This window comes from Streptomyces sp. NPDC050121 (genome assembly GCF_044460385.1).
Classification (GTDB): Bacteria; Actinomycetota; Actinomycetes; order Streptomycetales; family Streptomycetaceae; genus Streptomyces; species Streptomyces soliscabiei.
In genome coordinates this window covers 37,994-58,926 of sequence record NZ_JBITJV010000044.1, presented here as the reverse complement: position 1 = coordinate 58,926, position 20,933 = coordinate 37,994, and the positions used below count along the sequence as shown (strand labels likewise).

Sequence of the window (20,933 nt, the reverse complement as noted above, 5' to 3'; positions counted from 1 at the left end):
CACGCTCGTCCCGGTCTCGGTGCCCGTGACGGGCTTCCCGGCTTCCGGGGCCGATGGCAGCTTGCCGTCCAGCGACCGCAGCAGGAGCCCGCGGGCCTCCCGGAGGGATGCTGCTTCGGGGCCGGGACGCTCGACCACGTCGAGGGCCTGGCGGACGAGGTTCAGGTGGACGCCCTCCTGGTGCGGGGCTTTCAGGGCGTCTTCGGTGCGCTCGGCCACCTGGTGCTTGTCGGCGTCGTTGGCGATCAGCGCGATGGCCTGCTCGACCAGCACCGCCGCCTCGTCGCTCTCCCCCTCATCCGCCTGGGCCACGCCCGGCGGAAGCAGCGGGGCGAGGGCCGCGGCCGCGCACGCCGCGGGAGTCCTGACGGCGACTCGTGCAAGCACCCCCGGGCCGCGGGAGTTCTCGCGCGGACCGATTGCCTTACATGGCCTTCGAGGAGGTGACGCCACTTTGACCAGCACGTGCCGAGTATGGGACCGCCCACGAGGGTTCTCGATCACTGACCCGCCGAGCCCGCAGGTGGGTTCACCCCCGTGGATGGGACGGGGTGCCCGCAGTCTTGCTACCGGGCAAGGACGACGGCCCGCACGGCTGAGCTATGGGAGGGCCGGCCTGAGACGACTTCATGAAGCTGCGTCGGAGTGGCAGATGGTGACGGGTTTCGCGTGGGGCCGGCGGGGCGGTCGCCTGCCCGCATTCACGCGATGTCCTTTCTTCCCATCCACTGTTCCACCGCCCAGGAGGACACGGGAGGTGAGGATTCCGTCCTGCGGCCACGCATTGACCTGTCGCAGTCCCGCGCCCCCAGGGTGATTCTGGGTGATCCGGCAACCATTACAGACGCAGTGCGCGGCGCAGGGTGTCGCTGAGTTCTGCGAACTTCCGCTCGGCCTGGGAGGGTTCGGTGCGGGCCGCGTCGGTGACGCAGCCGCGCACGTGGTCGTCGAGGAGGCCGAGGGCGACTTCCTGCAGGGCACGACTGGCGGCGCTGATCTGGGTGAGGACGTCGATGCAGTAGCGGCCGTCGGTGACCATGCGGGAGATGCCGCGGACCTGGCCTTCGATCTTGTGCAGGCGGGCCAGACGGTCGTCCTTGTGGTCGGCGTAACCGGGTGCCTGGGTGTGCTGCCCATGAGCGTCGCGCGGGGCGGTCGGAGCGGTGGTCATCGGGGTTCACCCCCTTCGCGCGTACCGCCGGACGTGGGGGCCGCGTAACGGTCCGGGTCGCCGTCGAACGTGGCGGCGCAGTGGGTGGAGCAGAAGTAGTAGGCGCCGTGCTCGGTCTGCCGGTGTTCGGCGGCGGTCGCCTGGTCCACCTGCATCCCGCACACCGGGTCCGTGACCATGCTGTCGTCGTCGTGGGAGGCGGGGTGGTGGTGCCCGTGGCCTGCCGTGATGGCCGTGCCGTGGGCCGGGGCTCGGTCTGCGGCGGACTCGACACGGGGATGGACGCGGGCGGACTGGGCCTCGGGCAGCGGCTGGGTGTGCCAGCGGCGAAGCCGGGAGGCGTTGGTGACGACCGACAGGGAGCTGAGCGCCATGGCCGCGGCGGCGATGATCGGGCTCAGACGCAGTCCCCAGAGCGGGTACAGGGCGCCTGCGGCGAGGGGAAGGCCGACGGCGTTGTAGACGAGGGCGAAGAACAGGTTCTGCCGGATGTTGCGCATGGTGGCTCGCGACAGCCGGATCGCGGTGACGACGCCGCTCAGCGAGCCGGAGATCAGGGTGATGTCGGCGGCCTCGATGGCCACGTCGGTGCCGGTGCCGATGGCGAGGCCGACGTCGGCGGCGGCCAGGGCGGGGGCGTCGTTGATGCCGTCGCCGACCATGCCGACGGTGCGGCCCTCGCTCTGCAGGCGGCGGATCTCGTCGGCCTTGTGCTCGGGCAGCACCTCGGCCAGCACCCTGGTGATGCCGACCTGGGCGGCGATGGCGGCGGCGGTCCGGGCGTTGTCCCCCGTCAGCATGACGACCTCGACGCCCAGGCGCTGCAGGGCGGCGATGGCGGCTGCGGAGTCGCTCTTGACGGTGTCCGCCACGGCGAGCACTCCGGCGGGCCGTCCGTCGACCGCGGCGAGGACGGGCGTCTTGCCCGCGGCCGAGAGGTCGGCCGCGACGGGGGCCAGCGCGCTGGTGTCGATCCCGACGTCGCCCAGCAGCCGGGCGGTGCCGACCAGGACCGGGTGCCCGTCGACGGTGGCCTGGACGCCCTTGCCGGTGACCGAGTCGAAGCCGGTCGCGGCCGGCCACGCCAGGCCGCGCTCGCGGACGCCGGTGACGATGGCCTGCGCGAGGGGGTGTTCGCTGTCGGCCTCGGCCGCCGCCACCAGCCGCAGCAGCTCGGTCTCGTCGATGCCGTCGGCTGTGTGGACGTCGGTCAGGACCGGTTTGCCCTCGGTGACGGTGCCGGTCTTGTCCAGCACCACGGTGTCCAGCTTGTGCGCGGTCTCCAGGGCTTCGGCGGAGCGGATCAAGATGCCGGCCTGGGCGCCCTTGCCGGTTCCGACCATCACCGACAGCGGGGTCGCCAGTCCCAGGGCGCACGGGCAGGCGATGATCAGCACGGCGACCGCGGAGACGAGGGCCAGGGTCAGCGCGGGGGACGGACCGAGGGTGAACCAGATGGCGAAGGTGCCGATCGCGATGGCGATCACGGCCGGCACGAAGTAGGCCGAGACCGCGTCGGCGAGCCGCTGGATGGGGGCCTTGGACGCCTGCGCCTGCTGCACAAGGCGGATGATCTGGGCGAGCATCGTGTCCGCGCCGACCCTGGCCGCGCGCACCCGCAGGGAGCCGGTGCCGTTGACGGTCGCGCCGATGACCATGTCCCCGGTGTGCTTGGTGACCGGCATGGGCTCGCCAGTGACCATCGACTCGTCCACCGCGGACGAGCCGGAGAGCACCTCGGCGTCGACGGGGATCTTCTCTCCGGGCCGGATGACGATCTCGTCCCCGACAGCCACGTCCTCCACCGGGATCTCGGTTTCGGTGCCGTCCCGTATGACACGGGCGGTGCGGGCCTGCAGCCCCAGCAGGGCCCGGATCGCCTCGCCGGTGCCGGCCTTCGCGCGGGCCTCCAGCAGCCGCCCGAGCAGGATCAGGGTGAGGATGACGCCGACGGCCTCGAAGTAGACCTCGCGCACGTCTTCCGGCAGCAGGCCGGGGGCGAGGGTGACGAGCAGGCTGTAGCCGTAGGCGGCACTCGTTCCCAGGGTGATCAGGCTGTTCATGTCGGCGGCGCGGTGGCGCAGGGTCAGCCAGCCCGTCACGTGGATCGGCCATCCGGTGTAGAACATCACCGGCGTGATCAGCGCCAGCTGCAGCCAGTGGTTCAGCATCCAGCCGGGCACCCAGTCCGCGCCGAACAGCTCGTGTGCCATCACGGCGAACAGCACCGGGGCGGTCAGCACGGCGCCCGTCAGCACCCGGCGGGTGAGGTCCTTGATCTCCGCCTGCCGCTCGGCGGCATCCGCCGCCTCCGCCTCTGCCGCCGTCCGCTCCTCACCCGCCGACGGGGGTCCGCCGGCCGCGGCAGGTGGGGTGACCGCGCCGTCGCCGTCGGGGGTGGGCGGCGCGGAGTCTTCCGCCGGTTCGACCAGCAGCGTGCCGTGGATCATGTTCATGCCGCAGGCGAAGCCGAAGGAGCCCGGCCGGTCCGGGTTGAGCCGCACGGTGGTGCGGGTGTGGGCGGGCAGCCCGGCACCGACCTTGAGATCGGGGAAGACGACGCGGGAGGTGCACTCGCCGGCCTCCTGCCGGTCGAAGACCAGCTCCACCGGCGTGCCCTGGCGAACCTTGATCAGGTCGGGGCTGTAGCCGCCCCGCACCGTGACCTCCACCCGCTGCACCCCGCCCTCGACCCGGGCGGTGCCGGCCCTGCGCGGTCCGAAGAAGTACCAGCCCAGCGCGCCGACCAGCAGGGCCGAGGCCAGGACCACAACGACATCGACGGCACCCATGGGCTTCTCGCCTCCCTTGGCGGGTCGCTCTCCAGCCTGCGCCCGTCTACCCCTGCCGGGTAGGGGCTGAACGGCCCCACTGGTCCTGGACCGTCCGGCCCCAGACCGCCCCACCAGGCAGAGGGACGATGGAGTGGAAGAAGGCAAAAAGTCCCCGGGAGCCCATCCAGCGCCCGGTCACCCACAATCCGAAGCAGGTGAGTGGCGATGATGTTCTGGTACGGCCACGGCATGAACGGGTGGGGCTGGTTCGGGATGTCGGTCGGCATGGTCGCGTTCTGGGCGCTGATCATCACAGCCCTCGTGCTGGTCTTCCGCGCCGCCAACCAGCCCCACGAACACACCCACACCCCCGCCGCACCCACACCGCAGCAGATCCTCGATGAGCGGTTCGCCCGCGGGGAGATCGACGAAGAGGAGTACCGGCGCCGCCTGAGCACGCTGCACGGCGGCCCTTTCACCAAAACCTGAAAGTCGGCCGACCTGGCTGCGGCATCTATGCCCTCCGCTGAAGGAGGCCCGTGATGAACGACAAGCGCAACTACGGCATGTACGCCCTCGCCGCCGCGATCGTCGTCGTCGGTGCCCTGATCGTCGGCGCGTCGCTGCAAAGCATGGTCTGGCTCGCCCTCGTGGCCGCCTGCCCGCTGATGATGTTCTTCATGATGCGCGGCATGCACGGCCAGGACATGCACGGCGGCCACGATCAGCACCGCGACGACCGGGACGAGGATCCGCTGCGCAAGCACGACCACCACGCCGGACCCGGTCGGCCCTGACCGGCCCGGTCCGGGCGGGGGGGGTGAGTGCCATGGCGGCCGTGATCGTCTCGCTGGCCGGGGCGCTGATCCTGGTGGGCATCGTCTACGACATCGCCTACGCGGCACGGACACCGGCGTTCTTGCCGCAGCTGCGCCACCGGACACCCCCGCACGGCCATGCCCCCGGCGACGTCCGCGGACCAAAACAGCCCGCCACACGGAGGTGAGCGCGATGACGGCGCTGACCTGGACCCTGATCGCCGTCGGCCTCGTGACCGTCTCGGTCTGCGCCGCGCAGGTGCACCGCCGACGCGTTTCCTCCCCGGGTGTCGCCCTGGCTCTGCCGATCGCCGGTGTGCTCGCCCTGCCTGCGCTCCTGGTCGACGACGCGCCAGCCACGGCCTGGGGCCTGTGGGGCACCACCACCGTCGCCGCCGCGACCACTCCGCTCAGCCAATCGGAACAAGTGCCTCCATATCCGAGCTGGAGAGCGTCGGCGCCCCCTGCCACCGCTGTCGTGCCCGCCACCTGCTGTCCCTGCGGATTCCAGCTGCGCTCCGAGCGACGGGCATGACGGCCGGTAGCCGGCGGCGGTCAACCGTCTGCCGGCTCGCGCCGCGAACCGACCCGGCCGGCACCGCCGGTCGCTGCGTGCGGGCCGCGTGTCATCAAGGCACGGCTCAGCGGGCGAGCACCGTTCGGTGCCCGCCCGCCCGTGGACCTGAGGGCCGGTGGGTCAGACCGTGGCGGGCTGCGGCTCGGGGGAGGGAGCCTTCAGGCGGCCGCTGCGGTGCAGGCCGTACAGGGCGGCCGCGCAGGCGAGGCCGAGCACGGTCAGGGAGATCCACGGCAGTGCGGGCATTCCGGCGGCGCGGGCCGCGTCGAGTGCGGCGCCGGTGAGGAGGTTGCCGAGGGTGATGCCGATGCCGCAGATGGTGTTGTAGAGCCCGTAGTGGGTGGCGACGAGCCGGTCGCCGGAGAGGCGGACGATGGTGTCCATCTCGAACGGGTAGGCGATCATCGTGCCGATGGCCAGCAGCAGTGCGGCGAGCGTCGGGGGCACCGCGGCGAGCAGCCACCGCCCGAGTCCGGCGTCCGCAACCGGCACCGCGGTGGCGAGCAGCAGGGGCACGAACGCCAGACCCATCAGTACCAGGCCCCGCACGAGTGCCTGGCCGGGCTCGTAGCGGGCCTTGCACCAGGCGGTCACCCGTGTCTGGCCGAGGATGGCGCTAAGTCCGGAGACCGCGAAGAGCACCGCCACCGCGGCCGTGCCGAACTCACCGTCGCCGCCGAGCCGTCGCACTTCCAGGGGCAGCGCCAGATAGACCTGGAAGGTCAGGACGTACGAACCGATCATGGCTGCGGAGAAGAGCAGGAACGGCCGGTTGGCCAGGATGCCCCGCCACTGGGCGAACACACTCTCACGGTCGCCGCCGCGTTCCTCCCCCGCGTCCTTGCGCCGGGCCGGTAGGGCCCGGATCTGCACAACGGACAGCAGTGCGAAGATTCCGGCCGCCACCAGGCAGGTGACACGGAAGTCCACCCCGGTCAGCACCATCCCCACCAGCGGGCCGAGCAGGATCCCGGCCTGGTAGAAGACGTTGAACAGCGCGAACGCCTCCACCCGGCGCTCCCCCGCGTCCGCGGCGAGATAGGCGCGTACGGCCGGGTTGAACAGTGCGCCGGCCAGTCCGGTGGCCGCCGAGGCCGCAAGCAGGGCCGGCAGCGAGTCCACCAGGCCGAGCGTGGCGAAACCGACGGTGCGCAGGACGCACCCGGCCACGATCATCGGCTTGTAGCCGAGCCGGTCGGCGAGCGTGCCGCCGATCAGGAACATGCCCTGCTGGCTGAAGTTGCGCACGCCCAGGACGAGCCCGACGATCCAGCCGGCCAGTCCCAGGGTGCCGGAGAGGTGGGCGGCCAGATAGGGCATCAGCATGTAGAAGCCGAGGTTGATGGTGAACTGATTCACCATCAACAACTGGACGCTGCCCTCGTACGAGCGCACCTGCGTGTACAGCCCCTTCACCGGTCCTCCTCCCCCGCGTCGGACTCGGTGCTCGTGATGTCCCCGGGGTCCCCGAGTCCCTCGGCGACCTCCTGCGACGGGTCCTGGAGCGTGAGGGGATCGACCACGGTGGTGCACCGTGTCCAGCGGGAGACCTCCTTCTCGTCCAGGCGGCCGATCGCTTCCGGCTCCGCAGCCGGAGGAGAGTCCAGCAGGCCGTGGGCGGCGCAGTAGTCGTCGTCGTACACCGTCCCCAGGTAGCGCTGCGGGCCGTCGGGGAAGATCGCCACGATGCGGGCGTCGGCGGGCATCGTCCGGGCCAGCCAGCCGGCCACCAGGGCGACCGCCCCCACGCTCCATCCTCCGGTGGCATAGTGCGAGGAGGCGAGCTGACGGCAGGTCCACACCGCCTCGTGCGGGGCCACCCAGTGCACCTCGGAGAAGTTCTCGTAGGCGACGTTGCGGGGGTAGATGCTGGAGCCGAGTCCGCGCATCAGGCGGGGCCGGGCGGGCTGGCCGAAGATCGTCGAACCCGTGGTGTCCACGCCGACGACCGTCAGGTCCGGGTACAGCTGGCGCAGCACCCGGGAGACGCCGGCGGAGTGGCCGCCGGTGCCGACGCTGCACACCAGGACGTCGATGTGGCCCATTTCGGAGGCGAGTTCGAGGGCCAGTGGGGTGTAGGCGGCGACGTTGTCGGGGTTGTTGTACTGGTCCGGGCACCAGGACTCCGGGTGCCGCTCCAGCAGCCGCTGCACGCGCTCACGGCGGGCCTGCTGCCAGCCGCCCGCCGGGTGGGGCTCGGAGACGACGTTGACCTGGGCTCCGTACGCGGTCAGCAGCCGGGTCATGGACAGCTCCAGCCCCGGGTCGGTGACCAGGGTGACCGGATGGCCGTACACCATGCCGGCCAGCGCCAGTCCCAGGCCCAGGGTGCCGCTGGTGGACTCGATGATCCGTCCGCCGGGCCGCAGGTCGCCGCGGGCCCGGGCCCGCTCGACCATGTGGAGCCCCGGACGGTCCTTGATGCCGCCGGGGTTGAAGCCCTCGAGTTTGGCCCAGAAGCCGCGTCCGGCCGGGGCCAGCGGCTCCGAGACCCGCAGCAGGGGCGTGTTCCCCACCAGTTGCGTCAGCGCGGACTGGCCAGAGGGGGAGGCGGTCTTCTGCACAGACGTCAGTGACTGCATGTTTTCGCTCTCGCTCGATGAATACACAGGGCGGGATTCATCACGCGCGCACCACGGCGACCGGCACGGATCGCAGATCCGTGCTCGGTACCGTCCGGCGCGCGGCAGCCTGCGATGCGGCTGCGGGCGAGAGATCTAGATGCGCAACCGGGCCGTACGGGTGAGTTGCGTCCGGCCGTTGCCTGGTCGGCGCCGTCTGCGCGTCCCACGAAGAGCCAAGGGGTGTCCGAGGGCCACGGCCCCCGCGACAAGTGACGTCGGGACGTCCGCGCCCGGCGATGGCTGCTCCGGCGCCTCGGCCGCCGTACGGACGACCGCTTCATGCACGCACTGCTCAGCACCGTGCTGCGGATGTGGAGTTCGCGGCCCGTGCTGGTGTGCCGCGCCCGGCGTCGCCTCCGATGCCGCGACGGCGGCGGGCTCGTTTACGTGCGGCTCCTCGTCCGTTCCGTGCCCGTGTACGACGGCGCACAGGACGATCGCCACCAGCAGGACGCCCCGGATCAGGGAGCCGAGCCGGCGCGGCCATGGTGGGCCGGCCGAGGTACGCCGTGCGTACAACGGCATCCGTAAATATGACGGCACAGGTCCTCCGTGCGGCTGTCACCTTCCCGGCCGTGCCGGGAGGGCAGCATGCATGCATGGGTGGGGGCAGGACGGCGTGAAGTGAATGCGACCTGGATCCCCATGGTGTGGACAGAATCCGGATCTCGCCGCGCGGGTCAGGCGAACCGGTGAAAACCGGAAGGCCGGATGGAGGAATCCTGGCTCTCTAGACCTGCTGCACCACGGATGTTCTCAGGGCCGCGAATGACGAGCCACCAGAGAAACCGAATCCGGGCTTGCCTCGCTCTGCACGTGCATGGCCTGGGGTGGCGGATTCGCGAACGGATGCTGCAAAGCAGGGTGATACCAAGGTCGAACCGTGCGGCGGCTGATCAGATGCACACTGCTGGCCCGGATGTGACGGCCCGTGACCGTCGTGGCGGTCATCCGCTGCCGCCATCCGGTGCGGGGACTGCTCCTCCGCGCCTTTGAGTGCCTCCGCGTCCGGCAGCGCCCCCGGGGAAGTCGCGCTGGTCATCAGGTGACCCTTGACACTCTCGGCGTGCACGCAGTGCGTGATCACGACGCCGAAGAGCAGCACGGCCAAGGCCAGCACGCGCAGCAACGACCCTGACACCATGCCGGTCCAGGGTGTGCGCCGGGGCGACCAAGCCGTAACCATGCCGTGATCCTAACGGCTCCTCAGCGGTGATCGACCAACTCCCAAGAAACACCGAGTCAACGAGCCAGCAAATGGCCTGATTGCTGTGGTGATCGTGCCCGCACACCTCATGGCCATCTGCCTGCCGCTCCTGCGAACAGGCGTGCAACGACCTCATCCAGGCCCTCGGCTGACCAGCGCGGCCACTCCCCACAAGGCACGGCCGCCGGTACGGCGATCCGGCGGCCCTCACGCACCTCGACGGCCGACGCACCGCCGGCCCACCAGGTGGCGAGCGTCGGCTCAGTGCACGTGCGGTCCGCCGGTCAACTGCGGCTTGCCGCGCGGTACGAGCCCCACGGCCACCGCGGCACTGACAGCGGCCGCCACTGCGCACACGGTGAACGCGTCGTTGAAGCCGCCCACCGCGCCGCGCTCGAAGCCGGATGCCGCAACGGTGGAGACGACCGCCACGCCGATCGAACCGCCCACCTCGTGAAAGGTGTTGACGACTCCGGAGGCCAGCCCCGCCTCTCGGTGCTCGACCATGGCGAGCGCGGTGGTCGTAGCGGTGACGAAGACCGCGCCGACACCCAGGGAGGCGATCACGAAGCCCGGCAGAAGACTCCCGTACACGCTGCCGGTACCCGACAGCCGAGTGAGGGGCACCGTTCCGACAGCCGCGATCACCATGCCGGCGACGGCCGTGGCGCGGCTGCCGATCCGGCCGACGAGGCGGGACCCCAGGTGCGCGCCGATGCCGGTGGCGACAGCCACGGGCAGGAAGATCAGGCCGGTCTTCAGCGGACTGAAGCCTCGCAGGTGCTGGAGGTAGACGGACCCGAGGAAGAAGAAGGCGATCAGCAGGGCCGTGGCCATCAGCATCAGGAACGCCCCGGCGAGGACGGGCCGCCGGGTGAACATCCGCAGGTCCATCAGCGGGGCCTGGCCGGCCCGTTCGGCGACCGCGAACAGGACGTAGGCCACCACTGCGCCGGCCAGCGGCACCAGCGTGGCGGGATCCGCCCACCCCGAATCCCCCGCCTCCACCAGCCCGTAGATCAGCGCGCCCGTGCCCCCGGTGACCAGCAGCGCGCCGGGCAGGTCGAGTCGGGCGGGCTGCGGCGCCCGGGCCGCCACAAAGGCGGGGAGGGCGGCCAGGACCAGGAGGCCGACGGGCACATTGACGTAGAAGACCCACTGCCAGCCCGGCCCTTCGGTGAGCGCCCCGCCGACCAGGACACCGGCCGCGGCACCGGACCCGCCGATCGCCGCCCACACACCGAGGGCCTTGTTGCGCTCCGCGCCGTGGAAGGTCGTGGTGACGATCGACAGCGCGGACGGGGACAGCAGGGCGGCGCCGACGCCCTGGGCGATGCGTCCGCCGAGCAGGACCGGGGCGTTTTCAGCCAGTCCGGTGACCATGGATGCGGCAGTGAAGAGGGCGAGTCCGGCGAGCAGGGTGCGGCGCGCGCCGAGGGCGTCGGCGAGGCGGCCTCCGAGCAGCATCAGACCGCCGAAGCAGAGGGTGTACGCGGTGACGACCCAGGTCAGCGTCTCACGGTCGAGGTCCAGGTCGGCGGCCATGTCGGGCAGGGCGACGTTCACCACGGTGACGTCCAGGATCAGCATGAACTGGGCCAGGCAGATCAGCGCCAGGGCGGCCCAGCGGCGCGGGTCGGGAGGCGACGGGGCGGTGTGGTCCGGTGCGTGCGGAGTACCGGCAGTGGAATGGGTCATGGCAGGTCCTTGAGGCGAGGTGGCGCGCGGGCGCGCGCCGGGATGAGTGCGAGAAGCACTTGAACTGTACTGTTCAGTTTATATGAACTCAACTGTTCAGTTCAGGCGAGTGTTAGAGTCCTGGCCATGAGCAGGGAAAGTGCCAAGCACCCCCCAGCCGGCCCCCGTGCGGAGCTCAAGCGGCAGGCCATCGTGCGGGCCGCCCGCGAGCTGTTCCTGCGGGAGGGCTTCGGCGTCGGCATGGACGCCATCGCCGCCGGGGCCGGGGTGTCGAAGGTGACCGTCTACAACCACTTCGGCAGCAAGGAAGCCCTCTTCACCGCGGTCATCACGGGCGCCCTCGACGAACCCCTCACGGGAAATGCGTCGGCCGCGCTCGAACGGCTGGCGGAGGCCGAGGACCTCCGCACGGCCCTCATCGACGCCGGGCGCAGCTGGGTGCACTCAGTGCGCACCAATCGCGAGGTGGCGGCGCTGCGCAACCTCGTGGCCGCCGAGGCGCAGCGCTTTCCCGAGCTGGGCCGGGCCTGGCGGCAGCACGGACCCGAGGGGCACCATCCCGCGGTCGCGAAGGCACTGCGCATCCTGGCGGACCAGGGCCGACTGGTGATCCCCGACCTGGAGGCGGCCATCATCCAGCTCTACGCGCTCCTGGTCTTCCCCCATATGGTCTTCGGCTCCTACGGCACACACATCGACGACGACCTCACCGACCGTCTCATCACCAGCGGCGTCGACATGTTCCTGAGCCACTACAGCCCACGGCCCACGTAACGGATACGCGACCTTCCCTCACGCAGACTGCTTCGCCCCTACCGGGAGCAGCGCACCTTCCACTGCCCGAGAGCGACCACGACTCCGCGGCCGAGCATGTCAAGAAGGCGCCGCACAGCTCCGGAGACGGTGATCACGATGTCGGCCGCCTGCCACCGGTGGCTTTGTAGGTGGCAGCGGACACCGTTTGTTGACGACTTTCGGCAGCACTTGTCGATCAACTGGCCGCCAAATGTCGATGAGAGTTGACACCGCTGGATCAGGTCAGATCGGCCCAGGGGGCTGGCGGGGCTGAGGCGAAGAAGCGAAGGAGACCCAGGAGTCGACTGGCTGGAGGAGCGGTCCAGTGGCGTTCGCCGGGCTGCGGGAGGGGATCCATCACGCGGGCGAGGGCCCAGGTGAGGTGGAACCAGAGCACGCGGGCTTCCCAGGACTGGGTGTCCGCTGGGGATCCTTCTTCAGCCTCCTGCCGGTATCCATCGAGCATGGCCGGGACGCTGGCCAAGGGAATCTTGGCGAACTCGGTGGCCGGGTCTGCCCACTGAGCATCTCCCCAGTCCACGATGCCAGTGAGATCTGCCGCCTTCGAGGAGACGAGCAGGTTCTGTGGAGCGATGTCCCCGTGCACCAGAACCCGGTGCGAGTCAGGGGGGAGATGGGCCGAGAGCCGGTCGAACCAGTCGGTAAGCCAGTGAGCAGCCTCGGAGTCGATCCAGCCGTCGGCCAGAAGACGGCCCACCATCGCCCGCGGATCTTCGGCGTCGTCGTCCGCAGGAACGGCGGAGAGGTTCATTGCCGTGGTCAGAGACAGCCGGTGGAGCTTGGCCACCTCCCGTCCCGCCTGATGAAAGACACGTTCCGTCTCGGCGGCGGGCAGTTCGAGCTGCGCGAGATCGACTCCCGGCGCTCGGACGAGAACCATGTAGGGCACGTCCACCGAGGAGCATGTGTCATCGAACGTGACGACATCCGGAGTGCGCACGCCAGCGCGTCGTGCGGCGGGGATGACTGCGGCTTCCTTGACCAGGTCGGGGAGAAATCGCTTGGTTCGCGGAATACGCAGTACCAGGTCGTCCCCGAGAAAGAAGGCGCGATTGGCAGCCCCTGAGAGGATGGGCCGTACCTGTGCGGCGGTGGTCCCGTGCCGGGCGGCGATGGCGGCCAGTGTCGCGTGACTTGTCTCGTAGTCCTCCATGATCAAGCATGTTGACATGGTCTGCCTCGCGCGTTCTTGCCCATTTCGGTTGTTCTGGAGGGCAAGCCTGCCGCAGTCTCCGGCCGCTGGAACGGCTCAGCGTGCAGGGTATCCACCAGCGTCTTGGGCGGCGGCTCGGGCCTGGGTGAGGACGAGGCGGTAGGATTCGGTGCCGGTCTGGATCAGTTGCCGCCGAAGGTGAGCCGGTCGACGATGGCCGCGCAGAGCCGGGGATCGGTAAAGGTCTTGGTCCAGCCGCTGAAACTCTCGTTCGAGGCGATGGCGACGCTGTTCTTCTCCTCGCGTTCGGTCAGCACCTGGAACAGCAGCTCGGCGCCCCTGCGGTCGAGTTCCATGTAGCTCAGCTCATCGATGCACAAAAGATCGACTCGGCCGTAGCGGGCGATGGTCTTGGTCAGCACCTTCTCGTCCGCGGCCTCGACCAGTTCGTTGACGAGTTTGGTGGCGAGCGTGTAGCGGACCCGGTAGCCGGCCATCGCGGCTTCGGCGCCCAGCGCGATCAGCAGGTGCGACTTGCCGGTGCCGGAGTCGCCGATCAGGCAGAGCGGCAGGCCCTTCTTGACCCACTCCCAGGTCGCCAGGGTGTGGATGACCGCCGGATCGACGTTCGGGTTCGCCTCGACATCGAAGGCCCGCAGTGATTTCTCGCGAGGGAAGGCGGCGGCCTTGATCCGTCGTTCCGAACGGCGGCGGGCCCGGTCGTCGCACTCGGCCATCAGCAGCTCGGCGAGGAAGCCGCGATACGACATCTGGTCACGGGCGGCGGTCTCGGCCGGCTCGGGGAACTGAGCTCGGATGGTGGACAGCCGCAGCATGCGGCATGCCTGGTCGACGGCAGCGTCGGCGGCCTGTTCGGTCAGTCCGCGGTGGCGTTGAACGTCGTCATGGCGTTTCTCCCTCGGCGGGGGATCGGTCCGGCCGCTGCCGCGGTCGCAGCAGTTGGTCGTAGGCCGCGACCGACGGCAGCGGCTGGGTGTCGGGCGGCAGGTGGGCCAGCCGCCGTTCGGTCAGGAACGTCACACTCGCCCGGTCCGGCTCCGGATCTGCCGTGGTGGCCGGTGCTTCGTCGGCCTCGGCGGCCTTGCGGGCCTCCAGCACGACCGCGTCCGCTCAGACGCTCCGGGGCTCCCAGCTTTGCCAGGGGAGCTTCGAGGCGAAGGGCCGTGCCATACGCGCCAGATCCTGCGGGATGACTTCTGAAGGTCCCGCCAAGGAACTCGCCAACGGAAACGGCCCCTGACCTGCCCAGAAAGACAAGTCAGGGGCCGCTGGTGCCTCAGGCGCCCAGGTAGACCGGGGCCTTCTGGGCCTTGCCGTAGACGTAGCCGCTGAGGGTGCCGTCGGCGCCCAGGACGATCAGGGTGACGTCGTCCTGCTGGACGGACGGGCGGCCCTTGGCGTATTCGACGGAGAACGTGCCGTGGCTGGTGGTCAGCTGCGCCCCGTAGACACCCGCGCGCTTGACGAGCTTCACCATGGCGCCGTTGGCAAGCTTGTAGCGGCCGAGACGCGGGTTCGCGGCGGTCTTGGCCCCGGTCCAGGTGACGGTCGTGCCGTCGGGGTTCAGCACGAGCGTGCGGCTGCCGAACAGGGCCGCGCCGGCGCGACCGTGCGCGTCGATGAACCGCACCAGCTTGCCGCTCTGGTAGACGCGGGCCTGGTAGTGGCTGGCGGAGATCTTGAAAATCTGCGCGACCGTACGGGAGTCGAGACGCAGGGTGCGCACGAGTTTGCCGCTCTGCGTGCAGTCGGCGGACAGCACCGGGAAGGCGGTGGACTTCCAGGGGGTGGACCCGCCCTCGCTGCGCTGCCCGAAGACGGGCTTGGCGCTGAGCACTCCGGTGATCCGCAGACCACGGGCCGAGTCGACGGTCCTGCTCTGGTCGACGGTCGAGACGACGTGACCCTTCTCGTCAAGGAGCTTGGCGGACGCGCCACTGTCGGCGCTGTTGACGAGCTTGACCTTCCAGCCACCGAAGGCGGAGGGGATGGTCTTGGTGGCAAGGCAGGCGCTGCTCGTGGAGGACGCGGCCGTAGTGGCGGCGCCGGCGGCAGTGGCCGTGACGACAGAAGCGGTGGCCGTACCCACGAGGGCGACGACGGCGAGGGCGGTACGGAGTGCGGTGGGCATGACGGCTCCTGGCGATTTGGCTTCTGCCGCGCCGGCCTCTCTGACCAGCGAGAACAACGTTATTGGGGCACGCGTTCCGGAATCGTCGGCCCCATGTCACAGGCATGTGACAGACCGTCATTCCCGCCCGGGTGGCCGCTCATTGCTCTGGCAGCAATGGGCCTGGTCCCTGATTCGGCCGGCGCTCTCGCCGTCGTAGCTGACTGTCGTCGGCTGAGGTTCGTGCCACTGCCGTACCAGATGCAGGGGTCGGCAACGGGCAACAGAGGTGTCTCGCGGTCGAGTTCTCGGCAGCCTGACCGGGCGTCGAAGCCCCAGGTCAACGCTCGCTCTCCAGCTGGCTCCGCTGCGTCGAGGCCGGCAGACCGAGATGACCGACTCTCGGTGATCCTGTTCATTCAGCTCAAACTGAGGGTCCGCCCGGTAAGGGAAGCGGTCTCGGAGCAGGCAGGGCAACTCATGGGCAATGCGCGTAAGTTCCTCATAGCGTCCACCGCCGTAGCAGCGCTGCTCGCAGTCTCGGGGTGTTCCGAGGACAAGCCGGCCGCCCAGGCTTCCCCGTCTGAGCTCGCGTAGCGCACAACATCGGCTTTCCGCCGGGTCGCCGGCCCCGAGGAGGGAGCCGGGGCGCGGAAGCGGCGTCTCCGAGGGGTTTTCGCCTCGGAGGCGCCGCTTCCGTATTCGGGGAGGGAGAGCCACGGCAGCTCGGGGTCAGCCGACGGGGGAGACGACCGACCCCGGCTGCCGTGGCTCGTTCGGGGGCGCCGTCAGGTGCGGCTCTTGGCGCGGTAGAGGTGCATGGTCAGCGGGGCGAAGATCACCGTGATGATTGCGCAGGCCAGCAGGACCCAGCCGATGTCGGCGCCGCTCGCATCGCCGTGGACCAGTCCGCGTACGGCGGTGGCCGCGTTGCTGACCGGGTTGACCTTGACGATCGCCTCCATCCAGCCGGGCATCGTCTCGGGCTCCACGAAGATGTTGCTCGTGAAGACCAGGGGGAACATCACCAGCATGCTGGAGCCGGACACCGTCTCGGGCGCCTTGGCGACCACGCCCAGGGCGGCGAAGATCCAGCTGACGCTCACCGCGAATACCAGCAGCAGGAGCATCGCGGCCAGCACGCCGCCCACTCCGCCGTCGGGGCGGAAGCCCAGCGCCAGGCCGACACCCATCGTGGTGGTCATCGCCAGCACATAGCGGACGATGTCGCCGAGAAGGCTGCCCACGATGGTGGCCGGCTGCCAGAAAGGCAGGGTCCGGAAGCGGTCGTAGATGCCCCGGGTGATGTCCATGTTGAGCGCGGTACCTGTGTAGACCGTCGGCATCACGACGGTCTGCACGAGGACGCCCGGCAGGAAGTACTGGAGGTATTCCTTGGTCGAGCCGGCGAACGCGCCGCCGAAGAGATAGGTGAAGGTCAGCAGGAAGATGATGGGCATCAGCGTGACGTCGAACAGCACGGCCACGCCGTAGTGCTTCATCTTCCGCATCGTCCGCCAGGCCGAGACCCGTACGGCGGTCAGCGGGTTGGGGCGGGAGGGGCGGATCTGACTGGTGAGGGCCTTGCGCAGGGCGTCGGTGGGCACACCGGGGGTGGCCGTCGTCTCGGATGTGACGGTCATGCCGCGTCCTCCTGGTCGGTGTTGTCGGCTTCCGCGGGGCGGCCGGTCAGGGCGAGGAAGACCTCGTCGAGGCTGGGCCGGCCGAAGGCGAAGTCCGAGACGGCGATCTCGGAGCGGGCCAGCTCGGCCAGGGCTCGGGCCACCCTCTCGTGGTCGTCGGTCCGTACGGACAGCGAGAACGGGTCGGACTCCTGGAAGACCGGCGAGGCGAGGGCCCGGGTGAGCAACTGGGAGGCGTCGGGGCGCTGTTCGGCGTTGACGAGCCGTACGTGCAGGGCTCCGGTGCCGACCGACGACTTCAGCTCGCCGGTGGTGCCCTCGGCGATGACCCGGCCGTGGTCGATGACGGCGATCCGGTCGGCCAGTTGGTCGGCCTCGTCCAGATACTGCGTGGTGAGCAGGATCGTGGTGCCCAGGGCCACCATGGCCCGCACGCTGTCCCACACCTGGTTGCGGCTGCGCGGGTCGAGTCCGGTGGTCGGCTCGTCCAGGAAGAGCAGGTCGGGGGTGAGGACGAGGCTGGCGGCGATGTCGAGCCGGCGGCGCATGCCTCCGGAGAAGGTCTTGGACTGCCGTCCGGCGGCATCCGTGAGGTCGAAGGCCGCGAGCAGTTCCTCGGCCCGGTCCGCCGCCTGTGCGCGGGAGAAGCCCAGCAGCCTGGCGAGCAGGGTCAGGTTCTCGGTGGCGGTGAGGTCCTCGTCGATCGAGGCGAACTGGCCGGTGAGACTCACCCGGCTGCGCACCGCCTCGGCCTCCTTGACCACGTCGTGCCCGAGCACCCGGGCGGTTCCGCCGTCGGGGGTCAGCAGGGTGGACAGCATCCGGATCGTCGTCGTCTTGCCCGCGCCGTTGGGTCCCAGCACGCCGTACACGACGCCCTGGGGGATGGCCAGGTCGACGCCGTTGACGGCACGGGTCTCACCGAAGACTTTGACGAGGCCCGACGTCTCGATGGCAAGCGTGGATTGCGAACTCAATCTGTGACTCCTTGGTCCTGATGCGCCACGAGGGGCTGTGCGCCATGGCGGACGCACCGGGAGAGCCCCCGAGGACGGGAGGGCGGAAACGAACGGCACCCCGGTTCAGTAATCAAATTTGATTACCCATCCAAGCTAGGGCACGGACGGCCCACTATGCAAGTTTGATTAGTGAGGTGTGCGAAGGCCCGTCAGTGCACCAACGGCTCGATGAGGGACCGCCAGGCTCCCGGCATCCCGAAGGTGCCCTCGTGCTCGCCCGCCATCTCGTACTCCCCGGATGTCACCCGTTCCAGGAGGTCACGAGTCCATTCCACGCTGAGGTCGGCATACCGTGCCCGCATCGTCCACAGCTCGCGAAGATGCGGTGGCAGCGCCTCGGCGTCGACCGCGGACGACTCGCGCAGCACCGCGCGCTGGGTCTCCAGGACGGCAAGCCGCGTGGAGAGCACGGAGACGGCACGGTCACGGGTGAGCGCGGGCAGCAGTGCGAGGCCGGCGCTGAGCATGTCGGCACGGTGCTCGGGCCGTTCCAGCGCGTCGACGAGCAGCCGGAAGAACTCCTTGTCCCCCTCCGGGGTCAGGCTGTAGTCCACCCGCCCCGGCCAGTCCGCGATCTCGCTGGCTTCCAGGAGGCCGGCCTTCGCCAGCTGCCGCAGGGCGTGGTAGATCGAACCGGGTTTGACGTTGGCCCAGTCGTCGATCCCCCAGGACAGCAGCTCGGCGCGGACCCGGTAGCCGTGCGTCCTGCCGAAGCCGCGTACCACCCCGAGGACCAATAACCTCGTCGCCGACATCGTCACCCCGTTCCGTCTGGTGCGGCGTTCCGCCTGCCTGCCGCCCGCCTGCGCGTCAGCATAGTGAGCGGCCCGGGGCGCGGCGAAGGGCTCCCGGACGGGGCTGATCCGACGCAGGGGACACCCCGGCCCCGGGGGTGCGGAGCACGCCCGCACCCCCGGGCTCCCGCCGGTGGAGCGGCACACCGGCGGCTGAACGTCCGGACAGGTCAGGCGCTTGCTTCCAGCTCCACCTTCGGAACGTCCGGCAGCTTGCCCAACTGGACCAGCAGGGGACGCATGTTGATGACGTCCCAGTGCTCCACGACCTTGGCGTCGGCGAAGCGCAGCTCCTCCACCAGGTGCCAGCTGACGCGCTGTCCGGTCGGTTTCACGCCCATGAACTCGTTCTGGTGGGTGGCGGTCACGGTGATGCGCAGGATGACCCGGTCCTCCTCGGCCATGATGCTCTTCACTTCGAGCTGGAGATCGGGGAACGCCTTCAGCCCGGCCTCCATGAGTTTGATCATGTCGGCGGAACTCACCTCGGTGTCCTCGGAGTAGTGCACGATGTCCGGCGACCAGTGCTTGATGATCCCGCTCAGGTCCCACCGGTTCCAGGCGGCGACCATCTCCAGACACAACGCCTTGCGCTCGGCCAATGACATGGCGATTCCTCACAGTCTCGCGGACGATGTCACGCCAGACTGCCCCCGACCCGCACGAGAACGGCTGGTGTATCGCTCCAGTCCTCCTGGAGCGGGGCGGGCGGGTGCGGATCCATCGGCGCTCACCGGGTCCTCTAGCCCGGCACGCCAGCCTTGGCGTCCTGCGATCGCCTCTCCGGAAGACTTCCGGGGGGGTACCGCTTCGCTTGCCGAGGAGGGACCTTGAACATTCTGTTGACCGGTGCCACGGGCAGGGTCGGCCGCCATGTCACGGAGGGCCTGGTGGCCTCGGGGCATCATGTGCGGGCGCTCACCCGGACACCCGGGACCGCCGCGCTGCCGGCCGGCGTCGAGGTCGTCCAGGGCGACCTGGAGCAGCCGAAGACCCTGCCCGCCGCGCTGGAGGGCGTCGACCGGATGTACCTCTTCCCGGTGCCCGAGACCGCCCACGAGGTCGCGGCGCTGGCCCGCAAGGCGGGGGTCCGGCACATCGTCGTCCTGTCGTCCAGCTCGGTGCTCGAGGACGAGAGCAATCCCAGCCACCAGCACCACCGGACGGTCGAGCGGGCCGTCGAGGACAGCGGGGCGGACTGGACCTTCGTACGCCCCGACGAGTTCGCCGGCAACGTCCTGTGGAAGTGGGGGGAATCCATCCGGACGCAGAACGTGGTGCGCGCCCCGTACGCCAGGGCCGCCCGCGCGATCGTCCACGAAGCCGACATCGCCGCAGTGGTGGCGGCCGCGCTGCTGGAGGACGGGCACGCGGGTGCGCAGTACCTGGTGACGGGGCCCCAGGCACTGACGCAGATCGAGCAGGTCCGGGCGGTGGGGGAGGCGATCGGCCGGGAGATCCGCTTCGAGGAGCTGAGCCGTGAGGCCGGGCGCGAGGCGATGAGCGGCTTCATGCCGCCGCCGGTCGTCGAGATGCTGCTCGACTACCTCGCCGAGTCGGCCGTCACCCCCGGCCCGGTGACCGATGTGGTGCGGAAGGTCACGGGCCGGGAGGCACGCACCTTCGCGAGCTGGGCGGCGGACCACGCCGACAGTTTCAGCAGTTCCAGCAGTTCCAGCAGTTCCAGCAGTTCCAGCTGAGGGAGGGGATTCCACCATGTACGGACCCGGGATGGCCGAGATCTACGAGCTGCTCCACGAGTCGCGCGGCAAGGACTACCGGGCGGAGGCCGCCACCGTCGCGGGGCTCGTCCGGGCCCGCAATCCGCAGGCGGCCTCGTTGCTGGACGTCGCCTGCGGCACCGGCGCGCATCTGCGTCACTTCGCCGAACTCTTCGACAAGGTCGAAGGGCTGGAGCTGTCCGACGCCATGCTGACGATGGCCCGCACCGCGGCGCCCGCCGCCGTTCTGCACCGCGGCGACATGCGCGACCTCTCCCTGGGGCGCTCCTACGACGCGATCACCTGCATGTTCGGCTCGATCGCCTATCTGAAGGACACCGCCGAACTCACCTCCACGCTGCGGTCGTTCGCCGAGCATCTGGCGCCGGGCGGTGTCGTCGCGGTCGACCCCTGGTGGTTCCTGGAGACATCCCTCGAACGCCATGTGAGCGGGGACACGGTGACCGTGGGGCGGCGGACGATGACCCGTGTCTCGTACACGGAGCGCGAGGGGCGCACCTCGCACATGGTCGTGCACTACGTGGTGGCCGAACCGGACAGCGGCATACAGCACTTCGCGGAGACGCACGCCCTGACCCTCTTCACCCGGGCCGAGTACGAGGAGGCGTTCACGCGCGCCGGTCTGCGCGTGACCTTCGTCGAGGGGATCCAGTCGGGCCGTGGCCTGTTCCTCGCGGGCCGGGCCGAGGGCGGCCGGCACTGAGCGAACCCGGGTACGCAGAAGGTGCGGTGGTCGCTTCAAGCGGTCACCGCACCTTCGTCGTCG

The 20,933-nt window shown here is 70.0% G+C and carries 19 protein-coding genes and 1 pseudogene; 7 read left to right on the top strand and 13 right to left on the bottom strand.

From position 1 onward, the window contains the following. Positions 1–838 precede the first annotated feature (838 nt). Together ACIBTS_RS41580 and ACIBTS_RS41575 are read right to left on the bottom strand one after the other, a co-directional pair. Positions 839–1,171, bottom strand: a complete 333-nt coding sequence (locus ACIBTS_RS41580) for a metal-sensitive transcriptional regulator (RefSeq protein ID WP_399326069.1) — start codon at positions 1,169–1,171, stop codon at positions 839–841. Beyond that, positions 1,168–3,963: a heavy metal translocating P-type ATPase gene (locus ACIBTS_RS41575; RefSeq protein ID WP_399326067.1), complete on the bottom strand. Its 2,796-nt coding sequence runs from the start codon at positions 3,961–3,963 to the stop codon at positions 1,168–1,170. Before ACIBTS_RS41575 ends, ACIBTS_RS41580 begins: the two co-directional genes overlap by 4 nt. Positions 3,964–4,170: 207 nt before the next feature. Here ACIBTS_RS41575 and ACIBTS_RS41570 point away from each other — a divergent pair, with 207 nt between their 5' ends. Genes ACIBTS_RS41570 through ACIBTS_RS41555 form a run of 4 tightly spaced genes read left to right on the top strand, consistent with a single transcriptional unit; the run spans position 4,171 to position 5,298 of the window. Further along, on the top strand, positions 4,171–4,434 hold the full coding sequence (locus tag ACIBTS_RS41570; protein ID WP_399326064.1) for an SHOCT domain-containing protein: 264 nt from the start codon (positions 4,171–4,173) through the stop codon (positions 4,432–4,434). A gap of 53 nt (positions 4,435–4,487) precedes the next feature. Then, positions 4,488–4,742: a DUF2933 domain-containing protein gene (locus ACIBTS_RS41565; protein WP_319670925.1), complete on the top strand. Its 255-nt coding sequence runs from the start codon at positions 4,488–4,490 to the stop codon at positions 4,740–4,742. Between the two features lie 32 nt (positions 4,743–4,774). Further along, on the top strand, positions 4,775–4,951 hold the full coding sequence (locus ACIBTS_RS41560; protein WP_399326062.1) for a hypothetical protein: 177 nt from the start codon (positions 4,775–4,777) through the stop codon (positions 4,949–4,951). A 5-nt stretch (positions 4,952–4,956) separates the two neighbouring features. Continuing rightward, on the top strand, positions 4,957–5,298 hold the full coding sequence (locus ACIBTS_RS41555; protein ID WP_399326060.1) for a hypothetical protein: 342 nt from the start codon (positions 4,957–4,959) through the stop codon (positions 5,296–5,298). Between the two features lie 162 nt (positions 5,299–5,460). On the opposite strand, the gene ACIBTS_RS41550 is transcribed toward ACIBTS_RS41555, so the two are convergent. The 3 genes from ACIBTS_RS41550 to ACIBTS_RS41540 form a co-directional block, all read right to left on the bottom strand. Further along, positions 5,461–6,756: an MFS transporter gene (locus ACIBTS_RS41550; protein ID WP_399326058.1), complete on the bottom strand. Its 1,296-nt coding sequence runs from the start codon at positions 6,754–6,756 to the stop codon at positions 5,461–5,463. Then, on the bottom strand, positions 6,753–7,922 hold the full coding sequence (locus tag ACIBTS_RS41545) for a PLP-dependent cysteine synthase family protein (protein ID WP_399326056.1): 1,170 nt from the start codon (positions 7,920–7,922) through the stop codon (positions 6,753–6,755). The genes ACIBTS_RS41550 and ACIBTS_RS41545 overlap by 4 nt, the downstream gene beginning before the upstream one ends. A gap of 1,510 nt (positions 7,923–9,432) precedes the next feature. Next, positions 9,433–10,869, bottom strand: coding sequence for an MFS transporter (locus tag ACIBTS_RS41540; protein WP_399326054.1), 1,437 nt, complete (start codon positions 10,867–10,869; stop codon positions 9,433–9,435). A gap of 126 nt (positions 10,870–10,995) precedes the next feature. On the opposite strand from ACIBTS_RS41540, the gene ACIBTS_RS41535 reads away from it, so the two are divergent. Then, a complete protein-coding gene (locus ACIBTS_RS41535) occupies positions 10,996–11,643 on the top strand; it encodes a TetR/AcrR family transcriptional regulator (RefSeq protein WP_399326052.1) in 648 nt (215 codons plus the stop codon). A 259-nt stretch (positions 11,644–11,902) separates the two neighbouring features. Here the strand turns inward: ACIBTS_RS41535 and ACIBTS_RS41530 are convergent, their stop codons facing one another. From ACIBTS_RS41530 to ACIBTS_RS41495, 8 genes and pseudogenes are all read right to left on the bottom strand, one after another. Further along, positions 11,903–12,838 carry a phosphotransferase family protein gene (locus tag ACIBTS_RS41530; RefSeq protein WP_399326050.1) on the bottom strand — a complete coding sequence of 312 codons (936 nt, stop codon included), beginning with the start codon at positions 12,836–12,838 and terminating at the stop codon, positions 11,903–11,905. A gap of 96 nt (positions 12,839–12,934) precedes the next feature. Beyond that, positions 12,935–13,719 (bottom strand): annotated as a pseudogene (gene istB / locus ACIBTS_RS41525) (IS21-like element helper ATPase IstB). 22 nt (positions 13,720–13,741) lie between these two features. After that, positions 13,742–13,957, bottom strand: coding sequence for a hypothetical protein (locus ACIBTS_RS41520; RefSeq protein ID WP_399326048.1), 216 nt, complete (start codon positions 13,955–13,957; stop codon positions 13,742–13,744). Between the two features lie 178 nt (positions 13,958–14,135). Continuing rightward, entirely contained in the window at positions 14,136–14,990 is an 855-nt protein-coding gene (locus ACIBTS_RS41515; RefSeq protein WP_399326046.1) for a hypothetical protein, read from the bottom strand. Positions 14,991–15,757: 767 nt separating this feature from the next. Then, positions 15,758–16,612 (bottom strand): ABC transporter permease, encoded by an 855-nt coding sequence (locus ACIBTS_RS41510; RefSeq protein ID WP_399326044.1) that lies wholly within the window; start codon positions 16,610–16,612, stop codon positions 15,758–15,760. Beyond that, positions 16,609–17,589 (bottom strand): ATP-binding cassette domain-containing protein, encoded by a 981-nt coding sequence (locus ACIBTS_RS41505; RefSeq protein WP_319347520.1) that lies wholly within the window; start codon positions 17,587–17,589, stop codon positions 16,609–16,611. The genes ACIBTS_RS41510 and ACIBTS_RS41505 overlap by 4 nt, the downstream gene beginning before the upstream one ends. 191 nt (positions 17,590–17,780) lie before the next feature. Beyond that, on the bottom strand, positions 17,781–18,386 hold the full coding sequence (locus tag ACIBTS_RS41500) for a PadR family transcriptional regulator (RefSeq protein ID WP_319670934.1): 606 nt from the start codon (positions 18,384–18,386) through the stop codon (positions 17,781–17,783). A gap of 209 nt (positions 18,387–18,595) precedes the next feature. Next, a complete protein-coding gene (locus tag ACIBTS_RS41495; protein WP_079659590.1) occupies positions 18,596–19,033 on the bottom strand; it encodes an ester cyclase in 438 nt (145 codons plus the stop codon). A 222-nt stretch (positions 19,034–19,255) separates the two neighbouring features. Here ACIBTS_RS41495 and ACIBTS_RS41490 point away from each other — a divergent pair, with 222 nt between their 5' ends. Both ACIBTS_RS41490 and ACIBTS_RS41485 read left to right on the top strand, forming a co-directional pair. Continuing rightward, the gene (locus ACIBTS_RS41490; protein WP_399326042.1) at positions 19,256–20,125 is read left to right on the top strand and encodes an NAD(P)H-binding protein; all 870 of its coding nucleotides are present in this window, start codon (positions 19,256–19,258) and stop codon (positions 20,123–20,125) included. A 16-nt stretch (positions 20,126–20,141) separates the two neighbouring features. Next, positions 20,142–20,870 (top strand): class I SAM-dependent DNA methyltransferase, encoded by a 729-nt coding sequence (locus ACIBTS_RS41485; RefSeq protein ID WP_399326040.1) that lies wholly within the window; start codon positions 20,142–20,144, stop codon positions 20,868–20,870. Positions 20,871–20,933: the final 63 nt, after the last annotated feature.